The sequence below is a fragment of the Aeromonas sp. genome, from assembly GCF_050252055.1.
In the GTDB taxonomy this organism is placed as follows: Bacteria; Pseudomonadota; Gammaproteobacteria; order Enterobacterales; family Aeromonadaceae; genus Aeromonas; species Aeromonas caviae.
This window is the reverse complement of sequence record NZ_JBFWLQ010000001.1, coordinates 358786-376370: the sequence shown is the minus strand read 5'-3', so window position 1 is coordinate 376370 and position 17585 is coordinate 358786. Positions and strand designations below refer to the sequence as shown.

The 17585-nt window shown below is 63.7% G+C and carries 16 protein-coding genes; 7 read left to right on the top strand and 9 right to left on the bottom strand.

Features of this window, described 5'->3' with window-relative positions; all coding sequences use genetic code 11:
- The first annotated feature begins 128 nt into the window (after window positions 1-128).
- The 4 genes from slyA to AB7E19_RS01645 all read left to right on the top strand — a co-directional run bounded on the left by slyA (window position 129) and on the right by AB7E19_RS01645 (window position 3241).
- A complete protein-coding gene (gene slyA, locus AB7E19_RS01660) occupies window positions 129-602 on the top strand; it encodes a transcriptional regulator SlyA (RefSeq protein ID WP_010673459.1) in 474 nt (157 codons plus the stop codon).
- A gap of 1 nt (window position 603) precedes the next feature.
- Window positions 604-1659: an HlyD family secretion protein gene (locus AB7E19_RS01655; protein ID WP_322131357.1), complete on the top strand. Its 1056-nt coding sequence runs from the start codon at window positions 604-606 to the stop codon at window positions 1657-1659.
- Window positions 1660-1669: 10 nt separating this feature from the next.
- Window positions 1670-2698 carry a DUF2955 domain-containing protein gene (locus AB7E19_RS01650; protein ID WP_322131356.1) on the top strand — a complete coding sequence of 343 codons (1029 nt, stop codon included), beginning with the start codon at window positions 1670-1672 and terminating at the stop codon, window positions 2696-2698.
- 183 nt (window positions 2699-2881) lie between these two features.
- Window positions 2882-3241, top strand: a complete 360-nt coding sequence (locus AB7E19_RS01645) for an MliC family protein (protein ID WP_427934549.1) — start codon at window positions 2882-2884, stop codon at window positions 3239-3241.
- Between the two features lie 58 nt (window positions 3242-3299).
- On the opposite strand, the gene AB7E19_RS01640 is transcribed toward AB7E19_RS01645, so the two are convergent.
- The 4 genes from AB7E19_RS01640 to nrdD all read right to left on the bottom strand — a co-directional run bounded on the left by AB7E19_RS01640 (window position 3300) and on the right by nrdD (window position 6791).
- A complete protein-coding gene (locus AB7E19_RS01640) occupies window positions 3300-3692 on the bottom strand; it encodes an energy transducer TonB (protein WP_010673455.1) in 393 nt (130 codons plus the stop codon).
- Between the two features lie 133 nt (window positions 3693-3825).
- Window positions 3826-3996, bottom strand: coding sequence for a YqaE/Pmp3 family membrane protein (locus tag AB7E19_RS01635; RefSeq protein WP_010673454.1), 171 nt, complete (start codon window positions 3994-3996; stop codon window positions 3826-3828).
- Between the two features lie 57 nt (window positions 3997-4053).
- Window positions 4054-4563, bottom strand: a complete 510-nt coding sequence (gene nrdG, locus AB7E19_RS01630) for an anaerobic ribonucleoside-triphosphate reductase-activating protein (protein ID WP_322131355.1) — start codon at window positions 4561-4563, stop codon at window positions 4054-4056.
- A 110-nt stretch (window positions 4564-4673) separates the two neighbouring features.
- Window positions 4674-6791: an anaerobic ribonucleoside-triphosphate reductase gene (gene nrdD / locus AB7E19_RS01625; RefSeq protein ID WP_042864245.1), complete on the bottom strand. Its 2118-nt coding sequence runs from the start codon at window positions 6789-6791 to the stop codon at window positions 4674-4676.
- Between the two features lie 439 nt (window positions 6792-7230).
- Between nrdD and AB7E19_RS01620 the strand changes: the two genes are divergently transcribed.
- Window positions 7231-8199, top strand: a complete 969-nt coding sequence (locus AB7E19_RS01620; protein WP_322131354.1) for an ABC transporter substrate-binding protein — start codon at window positions 7231-7233, stop codon at window positions 8197-8199.
- Window positions 8200-8256: 57 nt separating this feature from the next.
- Here AB7E19_RS01620 and ligA read toward each other — a convergent pair whose 3' ends face one another.
- The 3 genes from ligA to AB7E19_RS01605 form a co-directional block, all read right to left on the bottom strand.
- Window positions 8257-10263, bottom strand: coding sequence for an NAD-dependent DNA ligase LigA (gene ligA, locus AB7E19_RS01615; protein ID WP_322131353.1), 2007 nt, complete (start codon window positions 10261-10263; stop codon window positions 8257-8259).
- Window positions 10264-10362: 99 nt separating this feature from the next.
- Complete coding sequence (zipA, locus tag AB7E19_RS01610) at window positions 10363-11493, bottom strand: cell division protein ZipA (protein WP_039039273.1); 1131 nt, start codon at window positions 11491-11493, stop codon at window positions 10363-10365.
- Between the two features lie 15 nt (window positions 11494-11508).
- Window positions 11509-14883: an AAA family ATPase gene (locus AB7E19_RS01605; RefSeq protein ID WP_427934548.1), complete on the bottom strand. Its 3375-nt coding sequence runs from the start codon at window positions 14881-14883 to the stop codon at window positions 11509-11511.
- Window positions 14884-14993: 110 nt separating this feature from the next.
- Here AB7E19_RS01605 and cysZ point away from each other — a divergent pair, with 110 nt between their 5' ends.
- Together cysZ and AB7E19_RS01595 are read left to right on the top strand one after the other, a co-directional pair.
- Window positions 14994-15758 (top strand): sulfate transporter CysZ, encoded by a 765-nt coding sequence (gene cysZ / locus AB7E19_RS01600; protein ID WP_010673447.1) that lies wholly within the window; start codon window positions 14994-14996, stop codon window positions 15756-15758.
- Between the two features lie 134 nt (window positions 15759-15892).
- Complete coding sequence (locus tag AB7E19_RS01595; protein ID WP_010673446.1) at window positions 15893-16507, top strand: trimeric intracellular cation channel family protein; 615 nt, start codon at window positions 15893-15895, stop codon at window positions 16505-16507.
- A gap of 94 nt (window positions 16508-16601) precedes the next feature.
- Here AB7E19_RS01595 and AB7E19_RS01590 read toward each other — a convergent pair whose 3' ends face one another.
- Window positions 16602-16853, bottom strand: a complete 252-nt coding sequence (locus AB7E19_RS01590) for a hypothetical protein (RefSeq protein ID WP_010673445.1) — start codon at window positions 16851-16853, stop codon at window positions 16602-16604.
- A 103-nt stretch (window positions 16854-16956) separates the two neighbouring features.
- Window positions 16957-17502 (bottom strand): DUF882 domain-containing protein, encoded by a 546-nt coding sequence (locus tag AB7E19_RS01585; protein WP_039039271.1) that lies wholly within the window; start codon window positions 17500-17502, stop codon window positions 16957-16959.
- Window positions 17503-17585 lie beyond the last annotated feature (83 nt).

Below are 17585 nucleotides of genomic sequence, written 5' to 3'. Positions count from 1 at the left end.
CAAAGCCATATAAAAACTTAAACACCACGGCCCGGGCAAAAAACCTGAACGTGAGCTGTATCACACCATTTACTTAGCCTGCGAAATAAATATAATGCTTCGCAAGCTAAGTAATTGAGGTGCCCGTCATGAAAAAGGATCTGGAGATGTTGCGAGAACTCTCCCTCGCCGAGCAGCTGGGGCGATTGCACCGGCTCTGGCGCACCGTGGCCGATCTCGAGCTGGCACCTCTGGGGCTCACCCATCCCCGCTGGACCGCCCTGTGGAAACTCAGCCGCCTCGGCGGCCACCTCAGCCAGAAGACCCTGGCCGAGGCCCTGGAGATAGAGCTCCCCTCCCTGATGCGGACCCTGGGTCAGCTCGAGGAGCAGGGGCTGATCGAGCGCCATTGTTGCAGCCAGGACAAGCGGGCCCGCATCGTCACCCTGACCCCGGCGGGCAAGGCGCTGCTCGATCAGATCGAGGGCCGCATCATCGCCGTGCGCCGGGAGCTCCTCACCGGCATCAGCCAGCAGGAGCTGGCCCAGTTTGAAGACATTGTGCACCGCATCTCCGCCAACGCCCTTGGCAAGATAGCCGCACAGCATGAAGAGAGAGAATAAGATGACACCGGATCAACAATTCAAGCGCTGGATAAAGTGGGCCATCGTCTGCTTCGTCCTGGTGTTTGGCTACTTTCTGCTGGCCGACATCAAAATGCCCCTGACCCCCCAGGCCATGGCCACCCGGGTCGTCACCCGGATGGCCCCCCAGGTCAGCGGTAAGGTGGTCGAAGTCGCCGTCGCCAACAACCAGCACGTCAAGCAGGGGGATCTGCTGTTCGCCCTCGACCCGGAACCCTTCCAGCTCGCCGTGGATCAGGCCAGGCTCGCCCTGGATCAGGCCAGGCAGCAGAACCGCCAGCTGGACGCGACCCTGACCGCCTATGAGGCGGAGTACAGCTCGCTGCGCACCCAGGCCGACCAAAAACAGCGGGAAGCGGCGCGCATCGACGCCCTCTACCGCCGTCACATGGTCTCTGAACAGCAGAAAGATGACGCCGACAGCGCCGCCCGCACCGCCCGTGCCAACCTGCTAGGCAGCCAGGCCCGGGTAGAGCAGGCCCGCGTCAACCGCGGCTTGCCAGGGGAAGACAACCTGCTGCTGCGCCAGGCCCGCAACCGCCTCGCCCAGGCCGAGCTCAACCTCGCCTACAGCCAGGTTCATGCGAGCCAGGACGGCATCATCACCAACCTGCAGCTCAAGCCTGGCAGCGTGGCCAATGCGGGCTCCCCCCTGCTGGCCCTGGTCTCCGAGCAGGTGGACGTGATCGCCGATTTTCGCGAGAAGAGCCTGCGCCACGTCAGCGCCGGCAGTCAGGCCCTCGTCGCCTTCGACGGCGAGCCCGGTCGCCTCTATCCTGCCCGCGTCGCCAGCCTGGATGCCGGGGTCAGCGCCGGCCAGTTTGACGCCAACGGCCAGCTTGCGAACCCCGTCGAGTCCGATCGCTGGGTGCGCGATGCCCAGCGCCTGCGCCTGCACCTGACCCTGGAGCAACTGCCCGCCCACCTGCCGGCCGGGGCCCGCGCCACGGTGCAGCTGCTGCCGGACAACACCCTGACCGGGCTGCTGGCCCGCGGCCAGATCCGTCTGCTCAGCCTGCTGCACTACATCTATTGAGATGACGACCATGAACCTGTGGCACAGACCCCTCACCCCCAACGAACTGCGCCAGTGTCTGCGCATCGCCTTTGGCTGTACCCTGGGGTTTATGCTGTGCAAGATCTTCGGCTGGAGCAACGGGGTCTTCTTCACCGTCACCCCGGTGCTGCTGCTCGGCCTGGTGCCGGTGATGAACGGTCACGCCGCCCGCCAGCTCATCGCATCCGCCGCCATGTGCGGTCTGGAAGTGGGGCTGCTCGGCGGCCTGTTCGGCGGCCACCCGGGGCTCATGACCCCCCTGGTCTTTTTGCTCTTCCTCTACCGTTTCGCCGCCATGTCCCGGGGCAGCCTGTTCCTGTTCGGTGCCAACGGGGTGCTCAGCCTCAGCATCATGCTGCACTTTGCCAGCTACCCCGGGATTGATCTGAACGACCTCATCTTCAGCAACCTCTGGGCCAGCGTCCTGTCGGTGCTCATCGCCTATCTGATGACGGCCCTCATTCCGGACGTGGAGGAGCGCCCCAGGCCGGCCCCCTCCCCCAAGGCGCCGCACCGGATGCGGCACGAAGCCCTGCTGGGGGCGTCCATCGCGACCCTCTCGTTCCTGGTGTTCCAGATCTTCGATCTGCGCGACTCCATGTCCGCCCAGGCCACCACCCTGCTGCTGCTCTTCCCCATGCACTGGAACGGCGCCCTGGACTATGCCCGCAAGCGGGCCATGGGCACCCTGCTGGGGGTGAGTTTCGGCATCCTGGGGCAGCTGGTGCTCTATGACTGGTCCGGCTTGCTGCTGCTGGTGACCCCGGTGCTCTGGCTCGGCGCCATGCTGTTCAGCTATGCCCATGTGAAGGAGGCGAGCGGCTCCGGAGTCGGCTTCGGTGCCCTCACCACCCTCGGCATCCTGTTCGGCCAGTACCTGACCCCGGGCAACGACCTGGTGTTCAGCGCCCTCTATCGGGTGAGCAGCATCCTCTTTGCCATCGTGGTCACCCTGCTCGCCTGCTATCTCATCCACCGGCTGCTCAATCGCTTCGAGGCGACACGGTTCGGCCACTGACCCTTTTCTGCAGCCATTGGATGGCTCCCTTTCGCCCCGCTTGCCTGCCGGGGCGTTTTTTTGCCTGCCCCACGGACCAGAGGGAGACGGACGCATCCCGACGCAGGGCTCCCGCCACGAGGTTGCAGTTGTGCCTCATCCTGTTAGGCTCAAGGCCATATGACACCGTTGTGAGGATCAAACATGAAACACGCCAAGCTCTTTCTACTGGGGGCGGGCGCCATCACCCTGCTCGGCGGCTGCGATCTGGGCAGCGGCAAGCTGGGAGTGACCGGCGGCGATCCCGTCACCTATCTGTGTGAACAGAACCAGAAAGTGCAGGTTCGCTACTTCTCCCTCTCGGACGAGAGCCTGAACTTCGTCAAGCTCTCCCTCCCCGATGGCAAGGATTACACCCTGCCCCAGGCGGTTTCCGCCTCCGGCGCCCGCTATACCGACGATCACGAGGTGGTCTGGTGGAACAAGGGCAAGGAGGGGTTCGTCGAGATGCGTGATGACGCCGGGGAGTGGCAGAGCCGCAACAACGACTGCAAGGAGCAGTGATCCGCGCCGTCATGGCACACAGCCCACACGAAACACCCCGGCCTGGCTGGGGTGTTTGTCATTTCACTTCCACTTCAAATCGGGCCACAACCCGAGCCGGAATGGCTTGCTGATTCTGCTCCGATGGCCGGTAGCGCAGCTGCGCCAGCCCGGAGATGGCGATGAGATCCAGCACGCCGGGAGGCTGGGACTCCAGTACCTCTGGGCTGAACAGCGTGCCATTGGAATCGATGAGGTAGCGAAGGGTCACATACCCCTTGACCGGCCTCTTCGCCGGCAGCCCCCCGACCGGGTTAAAACTGATGGCATCCCCCACCAGCACCCAGTATTCGGGCAGCGTTTCCCAGGTGACATCCACCGGAGGCTGATTCAGCTTGGCGGTGGGGCTGGCACAGCCCCCGAGCAGGGCCAGGGCGGCCCACAGAAACAACCCTTTCACACGCACTGACATTCCCTCTTCGTTGTATCGCTCGACTCCATGAGCGACGCGCCAGTGTCAGGCAAAGGGGCTCATCCGGGAAGCCCCCATCTGGCAGGCAAAAAAAAGCCAACCCCGGAGGGCTGGCCTTGTGATCTCTCACGGCTCAGGCGCGCTTGTCGCTTACCACCAGCCAGAGGGCATGAACCATGCCGGGCAGACCGCCCAGCAGGGTCAGCACTATGTTGATGAGGAAATGGAGGCTGAAGCCTACCTGGATAAAGGCGCAGACCGGGGGGAGAAAGATGGCCAGCAGGATCTTGAGCAGATTGTTCATCGGGATTCCTCGTGTAAACAGCGCTTGGGGTTGGCCTAACCATAAACACCCAAGGCCTCAACTGCAAACCAGACAGGGGATCCGCTCTCCTTCTTTCCGCCAGGCGTTGAGGTCGTGAACCATCTGGTTGCTGCTGCCACGCCAGAGCAGACCGGGATCCGCCAGGGCCTTCTCGAACCTGCCATCCACCAGCACGTCCAGCAAGGCCACCAGCTCCCGCTGTGCCGGGCTGAGATCGGCCAGCAGATAGCCGGTCCAGCACCAGATGTCCTTGCCGGGGCACTCGGCCCGCACCCGCTTCACCAGCGCCAGCACATGCGGCACGTTGGCGGGGTGGAGCGGATCGCCGCCGGAGAGCGACAGTCCGCGCCGCTTGATGCGGCTGTCGTTGAGATCGTGAATGATGCGATCGCTCATCGCCTCATCGAACGGCTTGCCCCCATCGAGCCGCCAGGTGCTCTGGTTGTAGCAACCGGGGCACTGGTGCTCGCAACCCGACACGAACAGGGTGGCGCGGGTGCCGGGGCCGTTGATCACATCGACCGGGTAGTACTGGTGGTAGTGCATTCGAGTTCTCTGGGTTAACGGCCAACCCCCTCCCAACCTCCCCCTTCGAAAGGGGGAGGAGCTTCTTTGCCCCCCCTGCCAAGGGGAGGGCTGGGGTGGGGTCTGCTCGCTTACATATGCTTGACGCGGCGTTTGACCTCTTCCTGCTTGCCCGCGTTGAAGGGGCGCGCATCCGGGCTGCCGAGATAGCCGCAGACGCGGCGGGTCACCGACACCTTGGCGGGGTCATGGTTGCCGCAGCGTGGGCAGGTGAAGCCCTTGGAGGTGCACTCGAACTCGCCGGTGAAGCCGCAGTCGTAGCACTCGTCGATGGGGGTGTTGGTGCCGTAGTAGGGCACCTTGTCATAGCTGTAGTCCCAGACGTTCTCCAACGCCTCCAGGTTGTGCTGGATGTTGGGGTACTCGCCGTAGCAGATGAAGCCGCCGCTGGCGATGGGCGGATAGGGCGCCTCGAAGTCCAGCTTGTCGTAGGGGTTCACCTGCTTCTCCACGTCCAGGTGGAAGCTGTTGGTGTAGTAGCCCTTGTCGGTCACCCCGGCCACCACGCCAAACTCCTTGGCGTCGATGCGGCAGAAACGGGTGCAGAGGTTCTCGCTCGGGGTGGAGTAGAGGCTGAAGCCGTAGCCGGTCTCCTCCTTCCACTCGTCGGTGGCCGCCTTGAGCCGCGCGATGATGGCGATGGCCTTCTGGCGCAGGGTCTCGCTGTCGAACAGGTGGACATCTGTGCCATAGAGGGCGTTGATGGTCTCGTGTACCCCGATGTAACCCAGCGAAATGGAGGCGCGGCCATGTTTGAAGATCTCGCTGATGTTGTCATCGGCCTTGAGGCGCACCCCGCAGGCCCCCTCCATGTAGAGGATGGGGGCGACCCGGGCCTTGACCCCGTCCAGGCGCTTGATGCGGTACATGAGCGCTGTCTTGGCCACCCGCAGGGCGGCGTCCAGCTTGTCCCAGAAGTCCGCTTCATCGCGGGATTTCAGGGCAATGCGCGGCAGGTTGAGGCTCACGACCCCCAAGTTGTTGCGCCCTTCGTGAACCAGCTCGCCATTCTCTTCGTAGGCACCGAGGAAGGAGCGGCACCCCATGGGGGTCTTGAAGGAGCCTGTGACCTTGACCACCTGGTCGTGGTTGAGGATGTCCGGGTACATCCGCTTGGAGGCGCACTCCAGCGCCAGCTGCTTGATGTCGTAGTTGGGATCCCCCTGCTTGTGGTTCAGGCCATCCTTGATGGCGAACACCAGTTTCGGGAAGACGGCGGTCTTCCTGTTCTTGCCAAGGCCGGCGATGCGGTTGCCAAGGATGGCGCGCTGGATGAGGCGCGATTCCCAACTGTCCCCCAGGCCAAAGCCGAAGGTGACGAACGGCGTCTGACCGTTGGCGGTGTGCAGGGTATTGACCTCGTATTCGAGTGACTGGAAGGCGTCGTGGCACTCCTTCTCGGTGCGGGCCATGGCATAGGCATCCACGTCCCTGATCCCCCACTCCTCGGCCACCTCCCGGTGCTTGTGCCAGCTGATGGTCACATAGGGTGCCAGCACTTCGTCGATGCGGTTAATGGTGGTGCCGCCATAGATATGGCTCGCCACCTGGGCGATGATCTGGGCGGTCACCGCAGTGGCGGTGCTGATGGATTTTGGGGTGTCTATCTCCGCGTTGCCCATCTTGAAGCCGTGGGTCAGCATCCCCTGCAGATCGATCAGCATGCAGTTGAACATGGGGAAGAAGGGGGAGTAGTCGAGATCGTGGAAGTGCAGGTCGCCGCTCTCGTGGGCCTGCACCACGTCACGGGGCAGCATGTGACTGATGGCGTAATGCTTGGCGACGATGCCCGCCAGCAGGTCACGCTGGGTCGGGATCACCTTGGAGTCCTTGTTGGCGTTCTCGTTGAGCAGGGCCGCGTTGGTCTGCTCCACCAGGCCGCGGATCTCCTGGGCCAGGCGACCCCGGGCCTCGCGAGCCTGATCCCGGTCGTGACGGTATTCGATGTAGGCACGGGCGATGGCCTTGTCGTCGGAGGCCATCAGGTGGTTCTCGACCCGGTTCTGGATCTCGTGGATGTCTACCTCCCCTCGCCCCTCCAGCTCCTGGCTGACAGCGGCGGCAATGCGCTCTGCCAACGCCGGACTGGCCTGATTGACCGCTGCCGCCGCTCGGCTGACCGCATCGCGGATCAGTTGGCCATTGAATGGTGCACGACATCCATCGCGTTTGATCACTACCGGTTTCATCGATTTTCCCCGTATTGAAAGACCTGGTGGCCACCCTCGGCTCACCCTCGTTGAGTCCCCTTCTCCACGCCCGTCCCCGGCGCAAACAAGGTCAGCCAAGGCTTGAAACACCTGGGCTGACACTGAGAGGGCGACCACTTATGCACAGCTTTATGACACTATATATGGGTGTTTTTTTTATGCTTACCCCTATATGTGGGGTCTATTAGGCACCAAAGCGGTACCCTGTTTCTTGATCCAGAACAGGTTTTGGAAGGAGTGGGGCAGTTCACGACCAGTGCCAAAAGGCGCTCCTTTTGCTCACCCCAGACGGGATGCGGGCTCCCGCCCGACAAGGGATAAAAAGAGAGGGGCACGCCTTCCGACAACAATTGACCGAGGCGCCGGAGAGCGGGAGAGCACATACTGGGGAACAGTCTGTCCCTTGCGGAAAACACACGTGACCAAGGTCTTGCTCCTGCTCTCCCTCCTCTCCCTCCCGCTGCTGGCCGCCGAGATCCTGGTGATCAGCAGCTATCACCAGAGCAACCAGTGGGATCAGAGCTACAGTGCCGGCCTAGAGAAACACCTCAAGCAGGCGCATCACCTCGGCTATCTCTATCTGGACACCAAGCGCCAGCCCGGCCAGACCCGTGACGAACTGCTCGCCAAGGGAATGGCCGCCTACCGGACCCACCAGCCGGCGCTGGTGATCCTGGGGGATGACAACGCCATCAACGCCCTCGCCCGACCCATCGCCGCCCGGGGAACGCCCGTGGTGTTTCTCGGGATGAACGAGAATCCGCGCCCCAAGGGGCTGGTCGGCCACCCCCTGATCACCGGCGTACTGGAACGCCCCCTGCTCAAGCGCAGCATCAGCGAGATGAGTCAGTTGATGGGAGGACTGGAGCGCGCCCTGGTGCTGTTTGACGAAAGCGAGGTGTCCCGCACCGCCGTCGCCCACGAGTTCAAGGGGCGAGGCGAGCTGACGATCGGCCAGACCCGGGTCAGCAGCCGCCAGTTCACCGACTACGGACGCTGGCAGGAGGCAGTGCTCGCCAGTCGGAAAAACGGCTATCAGGCGCTCTTCCTCGGCCTCTACCACACTCTCACCGACGCTCAGGGCCAGCATGTAAGCGAGCAACAGGTGCTGGCATGGACCAGCGCCAACAGCCCGGTGCCACTGTTCTGCTTCTGGGCCTTTGCGGTGGGCAGGGGAGCCGCCATCGGCGGTCTGGTGCTCGACGGCCACAGCCAGGGAGAGAGAGCCGCCGAACTGGCCAATGCCATCCTCTCGGGCACGGCGCCCGGCGCCCTCTCCCCCCGCGCCGCATCCCGCGGGGAATATCTGTTCAGCAAGAGCGAACTGGCACGCTGGCACCTGACGGCTCCCGATGCCTGGCAGGACAAGGTGAGCTACGTCGAGTGAGCCCACCAACGACAAACCCGGCCAGTGGGCCGGGTTTGTCTGCTCAAACGTGCATTCTCAGGGCTGAATGGCCGCCTGCAACTCGGCCTCGGTCCAGATGGTGATCCCCAACTCCTGGGCCTTGGCGAGCTTGGAGCCTGCCGCCTCCCCCGCTACCAGCACGTCGGTCTTGGCCGACACCGAGCCCGCCACCTTGGCCCCCAGGGCCTGCAGCGCCGCCTTGGCGTCGTTGCGGGACAAAGCGGTGAGGGTACCAGTCAGCACGAAGGTCTTGCCGGCAAAAGGTTGATCGCTTGCCTCCTTCTTCTCGATGGCCGGCCAGTGGATCCCGGCGGCCAGCAGGGCGTCGAGCACCTCGATGTTGTGGGGCTGGCGCAGGAAGTAGTAGACGTGCTTGGCCACTATGTCCCCCACGTCAGGCACTTCCAGCAACTGCTCCACCGAGGCGGCGCGCAGGGCATCCAGAGTGAGGAAGTGGTTGGCGAGGTTCAAGGCGGTCGCCTCCCCTACTTCGCGGATCCCCAGGGCAAACAGGAAGCGGGGCAGGGTGGTGCTGCGGGCGGCATCGATGGCGGCCACCAGGTTGAGGGCCGATTTTTGCCCCATCCGATCGAGACCGGCCAGCTGGATGGCGTTGAGGCTGAACAGGTCCGCCGGGGTCTTCACCAGCCCCTTGTCCACCAGTTGCTCCACTATCTTGTCGCCAAGGCCATCCACATCCATGGCGCGACGCGCCGCGAAGTGCTTGATGGCGGCCGCCCGCTGGGCCTCGCAGAAGAGACCGCCGGAACAGCGGGCCACGGCCTCCCCTTCCAGCCGCTCCACCGCCGAGCCGCACACCGGGCACTCGGTCGGGAAGAGGATCTCGCGGGCATCCGCCGGGCGCTGCGCCTCCACCACAGCCACGACCTGGGGGATCACGTCCCCGGCCCGGCGCACGATCACGGTGTCGCCGATCATGACGCCAAGGCGCGCGATCTCGTCCGCATTGTGCAGGGTAGCGTTGGAAACGGTGACGCCGCCGACAAACACCGGCTTGAGCTTGGCTACCGGGGTGATGGCACCGGTGCGGCCCACCTGGAACTCGACGTTCTCAAGCGCCGTCATCTCCTCTTCGGCCGGGAACTTGTGGGCAGTGGCCCAGCGCGGCGCGCGGGCCACGAAACCGAGCTCCCCTTGCAGGGCGATGTCATCCACCTTGTAGACCACGCCGTCGATCTCGTAGGGGAGATCCCCGCGACGCGCCAGGATATCATCGTGAAACGCCTGGCAGCCGGCGGCACCCTCTTTGAGCTTCACTTCCGGGCTGAGCGGCAGACCCCAGGCCTTGAGCTGATTGAGGCGACCGAAGTGGGACTCTCCCAGCTCGTCGCCACCGACTCCCACGCCGTAGGCATAGAAGCTGAGGGGGCGGCTGGCGGTGATGCGTGAATCGAGCTGGCGCAGGCTGCCGGCAGCGGCGTTGCGCGGGTTGACGAACACCTTCTCCCCCGCCGCCAGCGCATCGCGGTTCATCGCCTCGAACCCCGCCTTGGGCATGAAGACCTCCCCACGCACCTCCAGCCGCGCCGGCCACCCCTGGCCGCGCAGGGTCAGGGGAATGGCCTTGATGGTGCGCACGTTCTCCGTGATCTCCTCCCCCGTGGTGCCGTCCCCGCGAGTGGCGGCCTGTACCAGCTGGCCAGCCACGTAGAGCAGGCTCACCGCCAGACCGTCGAGCTTGGGTTCGCAACAGAAGGTAAAAGTCACCTCCCGCTTGAGGCGATCACTCATGCGTTGCTCGAACGCCTGCAACTCCTCGCTGCTGAAGACGTTGTCCAGACTCAGCATGGGGATCTCGTGGCGTACCTGCTTGAAGGCGGTCAGCGGCTGGCCTCCCACCCGCACGCTCGGCGAGGCCGGGGTTTTCAGCTCGGGATGCTCGGCCTCCAGCGCAATCAGCTCGCGCATCAGGCGATCGTATTCGGCGTCCGGCACCGTGGGGTTGTCCAGCACATAGTACTGATGGCCGTACTCGGTCAGCAGCTCACACAGTTGACGGTGGCGGGAGAGGATATCGCTCATGAAAAAGTCTCGAAGTGTGATGGAACATTCAGTCTGGGGCAGAAACAAAAATGCGGCACCGGGGTACCGCACTTTTCATTGTTCAAGCCCCATGGCGCATCAGTCGCGGCTGGCCTCGTAGGCCGCCAGCTCGTGACGGTAGCGGGCGATGTCGTCGTCGCTGAGGGGACTGCGCGAGGCGTCGGTCAGCATGGCATCGAGATCGCTCGCCAGCTGATCCGCGGCCTGCAACATGTGCTCGAAGGCGAAGGCGGCATTGCTGCGAAGGGGCAGTTGCATGAAGAGGGACACACCCGGGGTGCTGAACTGCTCCATGCGATAGGGGTTGAAGGTACCCGGCTTGACCATGTTGATCATGGAGAAGAGCACTTCCCCCTTGCCGCCCAGATCTTCGTGACGGTGGAAGATGTCCATCTCGCCAAACTTGAAGCCCAGCGCCAGCAGGGAAGAGAGCAGAGTCGCACCTTGCAGATCGTGGCCGGGACGGGCCATCAGGTTGATGACATAGACATCCTGCCAGATCTTCTCGACCGGGGCCGGGGCGGGTTCTGGCTCGGCTGCGTGAACCGGCTCTTCATAGGCTGGCTCGTCATCGTAAGCGGGCTCTTCATAAGCCGGCTGGGCGTAGCGGGGAGCCTGCTGGGCAACCGGTGCCGGCTCGCGTGCACCGAAGGTCGGCGCCTGGGCATAGGCCGGCTCCACCAGCGGCTCTTCGTCCAGCGGCTGCATCATGGGCTCGCGCTGCGGACGGGAACGGTGGACCGGCGTACGGCGGATCACCTGTGCAGGTTTGCGCACCGGCGCGGCAGGGGCCTCTTCAACAGGGGCGGCAACCGGCTCGTCATAGTCCTCTTCTTCCTCATACACAGGCTGAGGGGGGACAGGGCGAGCGGCAGGCTTGCGCACCACGGGAGGCGGCAGATCGGCGTCGTCATCTTCATCATCGAAGGCGGGAACGGGGGCGACACGGCGGGGTTCGGGCTGACGGGCCTCGTCGCTGCGCAGTTTGGGCTCGGCACGACGGCCACCGCTCACCACACGCACCTGACCGATGCCATCGCTGTCGAAGGCGTCGTTGTCACGCTCACGGGACTTGGACTCCATCCGACCCAGGGGTTTCTCCTTGATCGGTGCCTGACGATTCTTTCTGTTGCTCCACAACCCGTGAATGAGCAATGCCGCGATGGCAATACCGCCCAGGGCAACCAAGATGTAACGCAATTCCTGCATTAGCTGCTTCTCTTTCTAGTTTTGCTCAGCCAAAGCGACGGCTTCACCGATATCGACCGACACTATGCGCGAAACCCCGGGCTCTTGCATCGTGACGCCAACCAGCTGCTCGGCCATCTCCATGGAGACCTTATTATGACTGATGTAAACGAACTGTACTGTGCTCGACATCTCTTTGACAAGAGAACAGAAGCGACCGACGTTCACTTCATCGAGCGGTGCATCCACCTCATCCAGCAGACAAAATGGTGCTGGATTGAGTCTGAAGATGGCAAAAACCAGCGCAAGGGCGGTTAGCGCCTTCTCCCCCCCGGAAAGCAGGGCAATGGTAGCATTCTTCTTGCCCGGAGGTCTTGCCATGATGCTCACTCCGGCCTCCAAAAGATCATCCGAGGTCAGCTCAAGCCAGGCACTGCCCCCCCCGAACACTTTTGGGAACAGGGATTTTAAATCTTCATTGACCTTATCGAAAGTGTCACGGAAGCGTATTTGTGTTTCTTTATCAATTCTTTTAATGGCTTGGCTCAAGGTGTCGAGGGCCTGCTCCAGATCCTGGCACTGATTTTCCAGGTAGCTTGCGCGGGTTTTCGCCTCCTCATACTCCTCCAGTGCCGCCAGGTTGATGGCGCCAAGCGCCTCCACCTGCGCCTCCAGCGTCTGAATCTCCTGGCGCAGCTTGCCGCGATCAGCGGCAATCAGCACCGCCTGATCGAGGTCCACCAGGCGCACGCCCAGCTCTTCGAACTGCTCGTGCAGTCCCTGCCTGCGCGTCAGGTTGCGCTCGCGCTCGAGCCGCAGAGTCGCCAGCTTCTCTTGAATTTTCACCAGCTGCTTGTGATCGGCGCTTCTGGCCTGCTCCAGCTCGGTCAGCTGACGATCCAGCTCCGCGAGCCGCTGGTGACAGGCCAGTTGCTGCGCCTCAAGATTGCGCTGTTCGACCAGCAGGGGCGACAGATCCTGACTCGGAGCGGCCCCTGGCTCCTTGAGTTCCGCCAGCTCCAGGCCGAGACGGACCAGCTCCTGCTCGCGCAGCGTGATGAGCTGGCGCTGGTTCTGCTGCTCCAGTTGCAACCGCTGGCAGGCCGCCTGCTGCTGCTCCCGGCGAAGGCGCACCTCTTCCAGCGCCCGCTCCGCCCCGCTCACCTGCTCCTGGGCGAGCAGCAGCGCCTCGGCGAGTACCTCCCCCTGCTCCTGCAGCTCGCCAAGGGCCGCTTCATCCTGCTCAAGCCGCTCCCCGGCCGACGCCAGCCGCTGCGCCTCCTCAGCCTGCTCCTTGTCGAGCCGGGCCAGCTCTTCCCCCAGCTGGCCCAGGCGCTGCAAGCGCTCCTGGCGCTGCCCCTCGCGCAGACTCCAGGCTTCGCGCAGTTGCTGCCACCGCAGCTCCTGCTCGCGCAGGGTGTGCTGAGCCAGCTCATGGGCACTGTGCAGCTGGGCCCGCGCTGCATCGGCGGCGGCAAGCTGCTCGTCAAGTCTGTGCAGCGCCTCCCGACCCGCGGCCAGCTCGGTGTGCAGCCGCTCACGCTCACCGAGCAGCGCCAGCGTACCGAGGGCCATGCCCTCCCCCAGATCCGCCCAGTTGGGGCCGAACCAGTCGCCGGCGGGAGTGAGCAGCGACTCACCGGCAGAGAGGCTGTGCAGGCGGGACAGCGCCTCCTCCCTGCTCTCTGCCAGCCAGATGGCATTGAGGAAAGCCGGAATGTGCTCGCCCCCCAGTTGCGCCGCCAGGGTACCGGCCCTGGCTGGCTGGGCCGGGCCAATCCAGAGTCCGGGTTGCGCCAGGTTGCACTCGTCCGCCGGGATTGCGGTGAGCCAGCGGCCGAGCACCTTGTCCAGCCCCCGGGCCCACTCGGGGGGAACCTGCAACCGATCCGCCAGGGTCGCGCCCGCCATCTGCTCCCCCAGGATCTGATCCAGGGTGGCGAGGCGCGCCTCCAGCTCGCGCAGCAGGCCCTGCTGGCGACCCTGCTCTGCCTTGAGCTCTTCATGGCGCGACACACCGGCCTGCCACGCTGCATCGGCTTCCTCATGGCGGGCGCGGGAGAGCGAGAGTTCCGCCGCCAGGGCATCGAGCGCCGGTTGCAGGTTCTCCCCCTCCCCGCCAAGGGGCCCGGCCTGTTCGTCTTCCAGCTTGAGGCGGGCAAGCCGGGTCTTGGCCTGCAGCTCCTGCAGGCCATTCACCTCGGCGCGGGTCTGGTTGAGCCGCCCCTGCAACTGGCCCAGCTGCTGCTGCCACTGCTGCTGACGCTGGCGCGCCTGCTCGAGCCGATCGCCCGCTACCGCACGCACGCTCTGCTGGTCGGTGAGCAACTGCTCACACTGCTCGAGGCGCGCCGACGCCACCTCCCCCTGCAACGTGCTGTCGCCCAGTTGCTCCAGCTGGCCGGCCAGCTGGGCCTTGAGCCCCTCGATACGCTCGCCGAGGGCTTGTCGCCTCGCCTGCCAGTCGCGGCCAAGCTCGCTCTGGTGCAATTGCTGCTGCTCGAGGCGGGCGATGGCTTGCCCGCCGAGGAAAATCTGCTGCTGGCGGCTCGCCTGCTCGGCCTGCGCCTCCTGGCGGGCCACCGACAGAGTGACGTGGCGTCCTTCGTCTGCGGTGCGCTTGGCATCGAGGGCCGCCAGCGCCTGTTCAGTCTGGGCCAGTTCGGTCTTGGCTTCGCCAAGACGCGTCTCCAGCGCCCACAGTTCCGAGCCGATCAGTTCGCTGCGGGCCGCGCGACTGCGACTCTTGAGCTGCTTGTAGCGCTCGGCGGTCTCGGCCTGGGCCTTGAGGTGCTCGAGGCGTGAGCCCAGTTCGCCGCGGATGTCGCCAAGGCGTTCCAGGTTCTCCTGGGTATGGCGGATGCGCTGCTCGGTCTCCCGGCGCCGCTCCTTGTAGCGGGAGACCCCGGCGGCCTCTTCCATGAACAGCTTGAGATCGGCGGGGCGAGACTCCACCAGCCGGCTGACGGTGCCCTGTTCGATGATGGCGTAACTGCGTGGCCCAAGGCCGGTGCCGAGGAAGAGGTCGGTCACATCCTTGCGGCGGCACTTCTGGCCGTTGATCTGGTAGTGATTGGAGCCGTCGCGCAGCACTTCGCGGCGCACCGAGATCTCGGTAAAGCGGCCGAACTCGCCGGGTACCCGGTTGTGGGGATTGTCGAACACCAGCTCCACCGAGGCGCGGCCATGGGCGCTGCGGTTGATGGAGCCGTTGAAGATGACGTCGGTCATGTTCTCGCCGCGCAGATGGCGGGCGGAGCTCTCCCCCAGCACCCAGCGCACGGCGTCGATGACGTTGGATTTGCCGCAGCCGTTGGGGCCCACCACGGCGGTCATGTCGGCGTTGAGTTCGATGCGGGTCGGCTCGACAAACGACTTGAAACCGGCGAGTTTGATCAATTTCAGACGCATGGCGGCCTATGTGGGTAACGAAATAAAGAGGAGGCGGGCAGGCGACTTTACCAAATCAAAGGCTTGTTTGTAATATGCTGGCACTTTCCCCATTCACTGATGGAGCTCACATGAGCCAATCACCCCACATGGTCAAAGATTCGGTCAGCGGTGCAGACTACTTCCTGCGCGGCTTCTCGCTCATCCGCCAGCCTGGCATCCGCACCTTCGTGCTGATCCCCCTGCTGGTCAACTTCGTGCTCTTTGCCGGTGCCTTCTACGCCCTGTTGCTACAACTGGACGGCCTGTTCGCCTGGCTGCACCAGCAGATCCCGAGCTGGCTCTCCTGGCTTGATTACCTGCTCTGGCCCATCGCCCTCATCACCATACTGGTGGTCTTCTCCTTCATCTTCAGCTCGGTGGCCAACTGGATAGCGGCCCCTTTCAACGGCCTGCTGGCAGAGAAGGTGGAACAGATCCTCACCGGTGAAGCCATGAATGACACCGGCATGCTGGATGTGGTGAAAGATGTACCCCGTACCTTCGGCCGCGAATGGACCAAGCTGAAATACTATCTGCCCAAGGCCATCGGCTGCCTGATCCTCTTCCTGATCCCGGTAGTGGGCCAGACCCTGGCACCCGTGCTCTGGTTCCTGCTCAGCGCCTGGATGATGGCGATCCAGTATGTCGATTATCCGTTCGACAACCACAAGATCGGCTTCATCACCATGCGCGACGCCCTCAAGCAACGTCGTGGAAAGTGCCTGAGCTTCGGCGCCCTGGTGACCCTCTTCTCCGCCATCCCGGTGGTGAATCTCTTCGTGATGCCGGTGGCCATCTGTGGCGCCACCGCCATGTGGGTAGACCAATACCGCAGCGAGCAACTTGGACGCTGAACCGCGTCATCATGATCAAAAGAGGGGGCGAAAGCCCCCTTTTCATTACTTAATCTAATGCATAACTAAGATAGCTTGTCGCCCCAGCGCAGGGTTGTTAGGATGCGGGCCTTTCTCGCACCCTGGGATATCTCATGTTACATGCACTCTTCTTGCTCGGCCTGGTGGCCGAAGGGATGACTGGCGCGCTGGCAGCGGGTCGGCGACGGATGGATCTGTTTGGCGTCGTGATCATCGCCTCGGCGACGGCCATCGGTGGCGGTACCATTCGGGATGTGCTGCTGGGCCACTATCCCCTGCTCTGGGTCGAGCACCCCGAATACGTGCTGCTGGTGGCGGGCGCCGCCATGGCCGGGGTCATCTCGGCCCCGCTGATGCGCTACCTTGGCAAGCTGTTCCTGGCGCTCGATGCCCTGGGGCTCGTGGTCTTCTCCATCTTCGGGGCTGCCCGGGCGCTCGAGATGGGCCACGGGGCCGGCATCGCCTGCATCATGGCCGTGGTGACCGGCGTGTTCGGGGGGGTGCTGCGGGACTTGCTGTGCCAGCGCATCCCGCTGGTGTTCAAGCGCGAGCTCTATGCCGCCGTCTCGCTGATCACCGCCGCGCTCTACTGCTTTGCACTGCACCATGGGCTGCCCAACGACTGGGCCGCTTTCGGTGCCATCGGCATCGGCTTCGTGCTGCGGCTCCTGGCGGTACGCTTCAAGTGGGGACTGCCCACCTTCAACTATCAGTACGCCACCCATTGATCGCGCCAGTTCCTGGCCATATCGCACGGATAACGAGCAACAAAAAAGCGCCATACGGCGCTTTTTTGTTGGGCATCGGCAAGAGAGGAAAGGGTCAGTTGATCCCTTCCGAGCTGAAGAAGGTCGCCTTGTCGGCGATGAAACGCACCTTGATGTTCTTGCCTTCCCCTCCCCAGACACAGCTCGTGGTGCCGAGAGCATCGTCGCAACGCTCAGCCTTGCCGAGGATGGCACTCGCTTCGGCATAGCTCATCCCGACTTTCAGCTTGTCGTAGCTCTCGCGGTTGAGCTTGCCGCAACCAGTCAACAACAGGGCGATGAGCCCCCCGATCACAATCTGCTTCATCTTTCTCTCCTCTGGCTGGAGTCCAGAGCCTAGCAGCTTGGTCCCCCTCAATGCCAGCGGCAAAAAGACACAATCGGCACTCAACCCTTGAGGAAATCCCGACTCACCAGCTGCGAACGGGGCCTGTGTCCAGGTGCACGAAGTTGTCGGAAGGGTAATAACCCACACCGCCCACCTTGAGGTTCAGGGCGGCCTTGCGCAGGTGCGCCAGCTGCACCCCGGGGATGCGCACGTCAACCGCCTGCCCCAGGGTGTGGTAGCTGTGCTTGGCGACGCCGCGACTCTTGCGCCGCTTCTGCTGATTGGTGGCCGGGGAGCGATAACCCGAGATGAGCTGGATTTCGCCGTGGCGTCCCAGCTTGTGTTGCAGCAGAAAGAGCTGATCGAACAGCTTTCTGTCGATGTTGAACACTTCGTTGCGACGGTAGTCACGGAAAATATGGTTGAGCTCCGCCAGCCCGTCGCTCAGATAGTGGCCATCTTCCCAATAACTGGCGCGTACCCGCTCGCCGGTATTGAGGTTGAAGAAACTCAGTTCCCGTCCCGAAGTGCTGCGGCTCGCCAGCGCAGGGAACGACAGCAGGCTGGTCCCCATCAAGCAACCCGCCCCCAGCAGCAGACGGCGTCGGCTTATCTCTTGTCCCAGCATCCGTTGTCCGTCCATCTCATGGTGAAGTCACACAGGTGAATGAATTTGATACAAGGGCCGAAACTACCTGCCAGAAAAAGCGC

Bases quoted from the DNA above. Each gene is read 5' to 3' on its own strand.
- slyA (WP_010673459.1), top strand. From the start codon at position 129: ATGAAAAAGGATCTGGAGATGTTGCGAGAACTCTCCCTCGCCGAGCAG.
- AB7E19_RS01655 (WP_322131357.1), top strand. From the start codon at position 604: ATGACACCGGATCAACAATTCAAGCGCTGGATAAAGTGGGCCATCGTC.
- AB7E19_RS01650 (WP_322131356.1), top strand. From the start codon at position 1,670: ATGAACCTGTGGCACAGACCCCTCACCCCCAACGAACTGCGCCAGTGT.
- AB7E19_RS01645 (WP_427934549.1), top strand. From the start codon at position 2,882: ATGAAACACGCCAAGCTCTTTCTACTGGGGGCGGGCGCCATCACCCTG.
- AB7E19_RS01640 (WP_010673455.1), bottom strand. From the start codon at position 3,692: ATGTCAGTGCGTGTGAAAGGGTTGTTTCTGTGGGCCGCCCTGGCCCTG.
- AB7E19_RS01635 (WP_010673454.1), bottom strand. From the start codon at position 3,996: ATGAACAATCTGCTCAAGATCCTGCTGGCCATCTTTCTCCCCCCGGTC.
- nrdG (WP_322131355.1), bottom strand. From the start codon at position 4,563: ATGCACTACCACCAGTACTACCCGGTCGATGTGATCAACGGCCCCGGC.
- nrdD (WP_042864245.1), bottom strand. From the start codon at position 6,791: ATGAAACCGGTAGTGATCAAACGCGATGGATGTCGTGCACCATTCAAT.
- ligA (WP_322131353.1), bottom strand. From the start codon at position 10,263: ATGAGCGATATCCTCTCCCGCCACCGTCAACTGTGTGAGCTGCTGACC.
- zipA (WP_039039273.1), bottom strand. From the start codon at position 11,493: ATGCAGGAATTGCGTTACATCTTGGTTGCCCTGGGCGGTATTGCCATC.
- AB7E19_RS01605 (WP_427934548.1), bottom strand. From the start codon at position 14,883: ATGCGTCTGAAATTGATCAAACTCGCCGGTTTCAAGTCGTTTGTCGAG.
- cysZ (WP_010673447.1), top strand. From the start codon at position 14,994: ATGAGCCAATCACCCCACATGGTCAAAGATTCGGTCAGCGGTGCAGAC.
- AB7E19_RS01595 (WP_010673446.1), top strand. From the start codon at position 15,893: ATGTTACATGCACTCTTCTTGCTCGGCCTGGTGGCCGAAGGGATGACT.
- AB7E19_RS01590 (WP_010673445.1), bottom strand. From the start codon at position 16,853: ATGAAGCAGATTGTGATCGGGGGGCTCATCGCCCTGTTGTTGACTGGT.
- AB7E19_RS01585 (WP_039039271.1), bottom strand. From the start codon at position 17,502: ATGCTGGGACAAGAGATAAGCCGACGCCGTCTGCTGCTGGGGGCGGGT.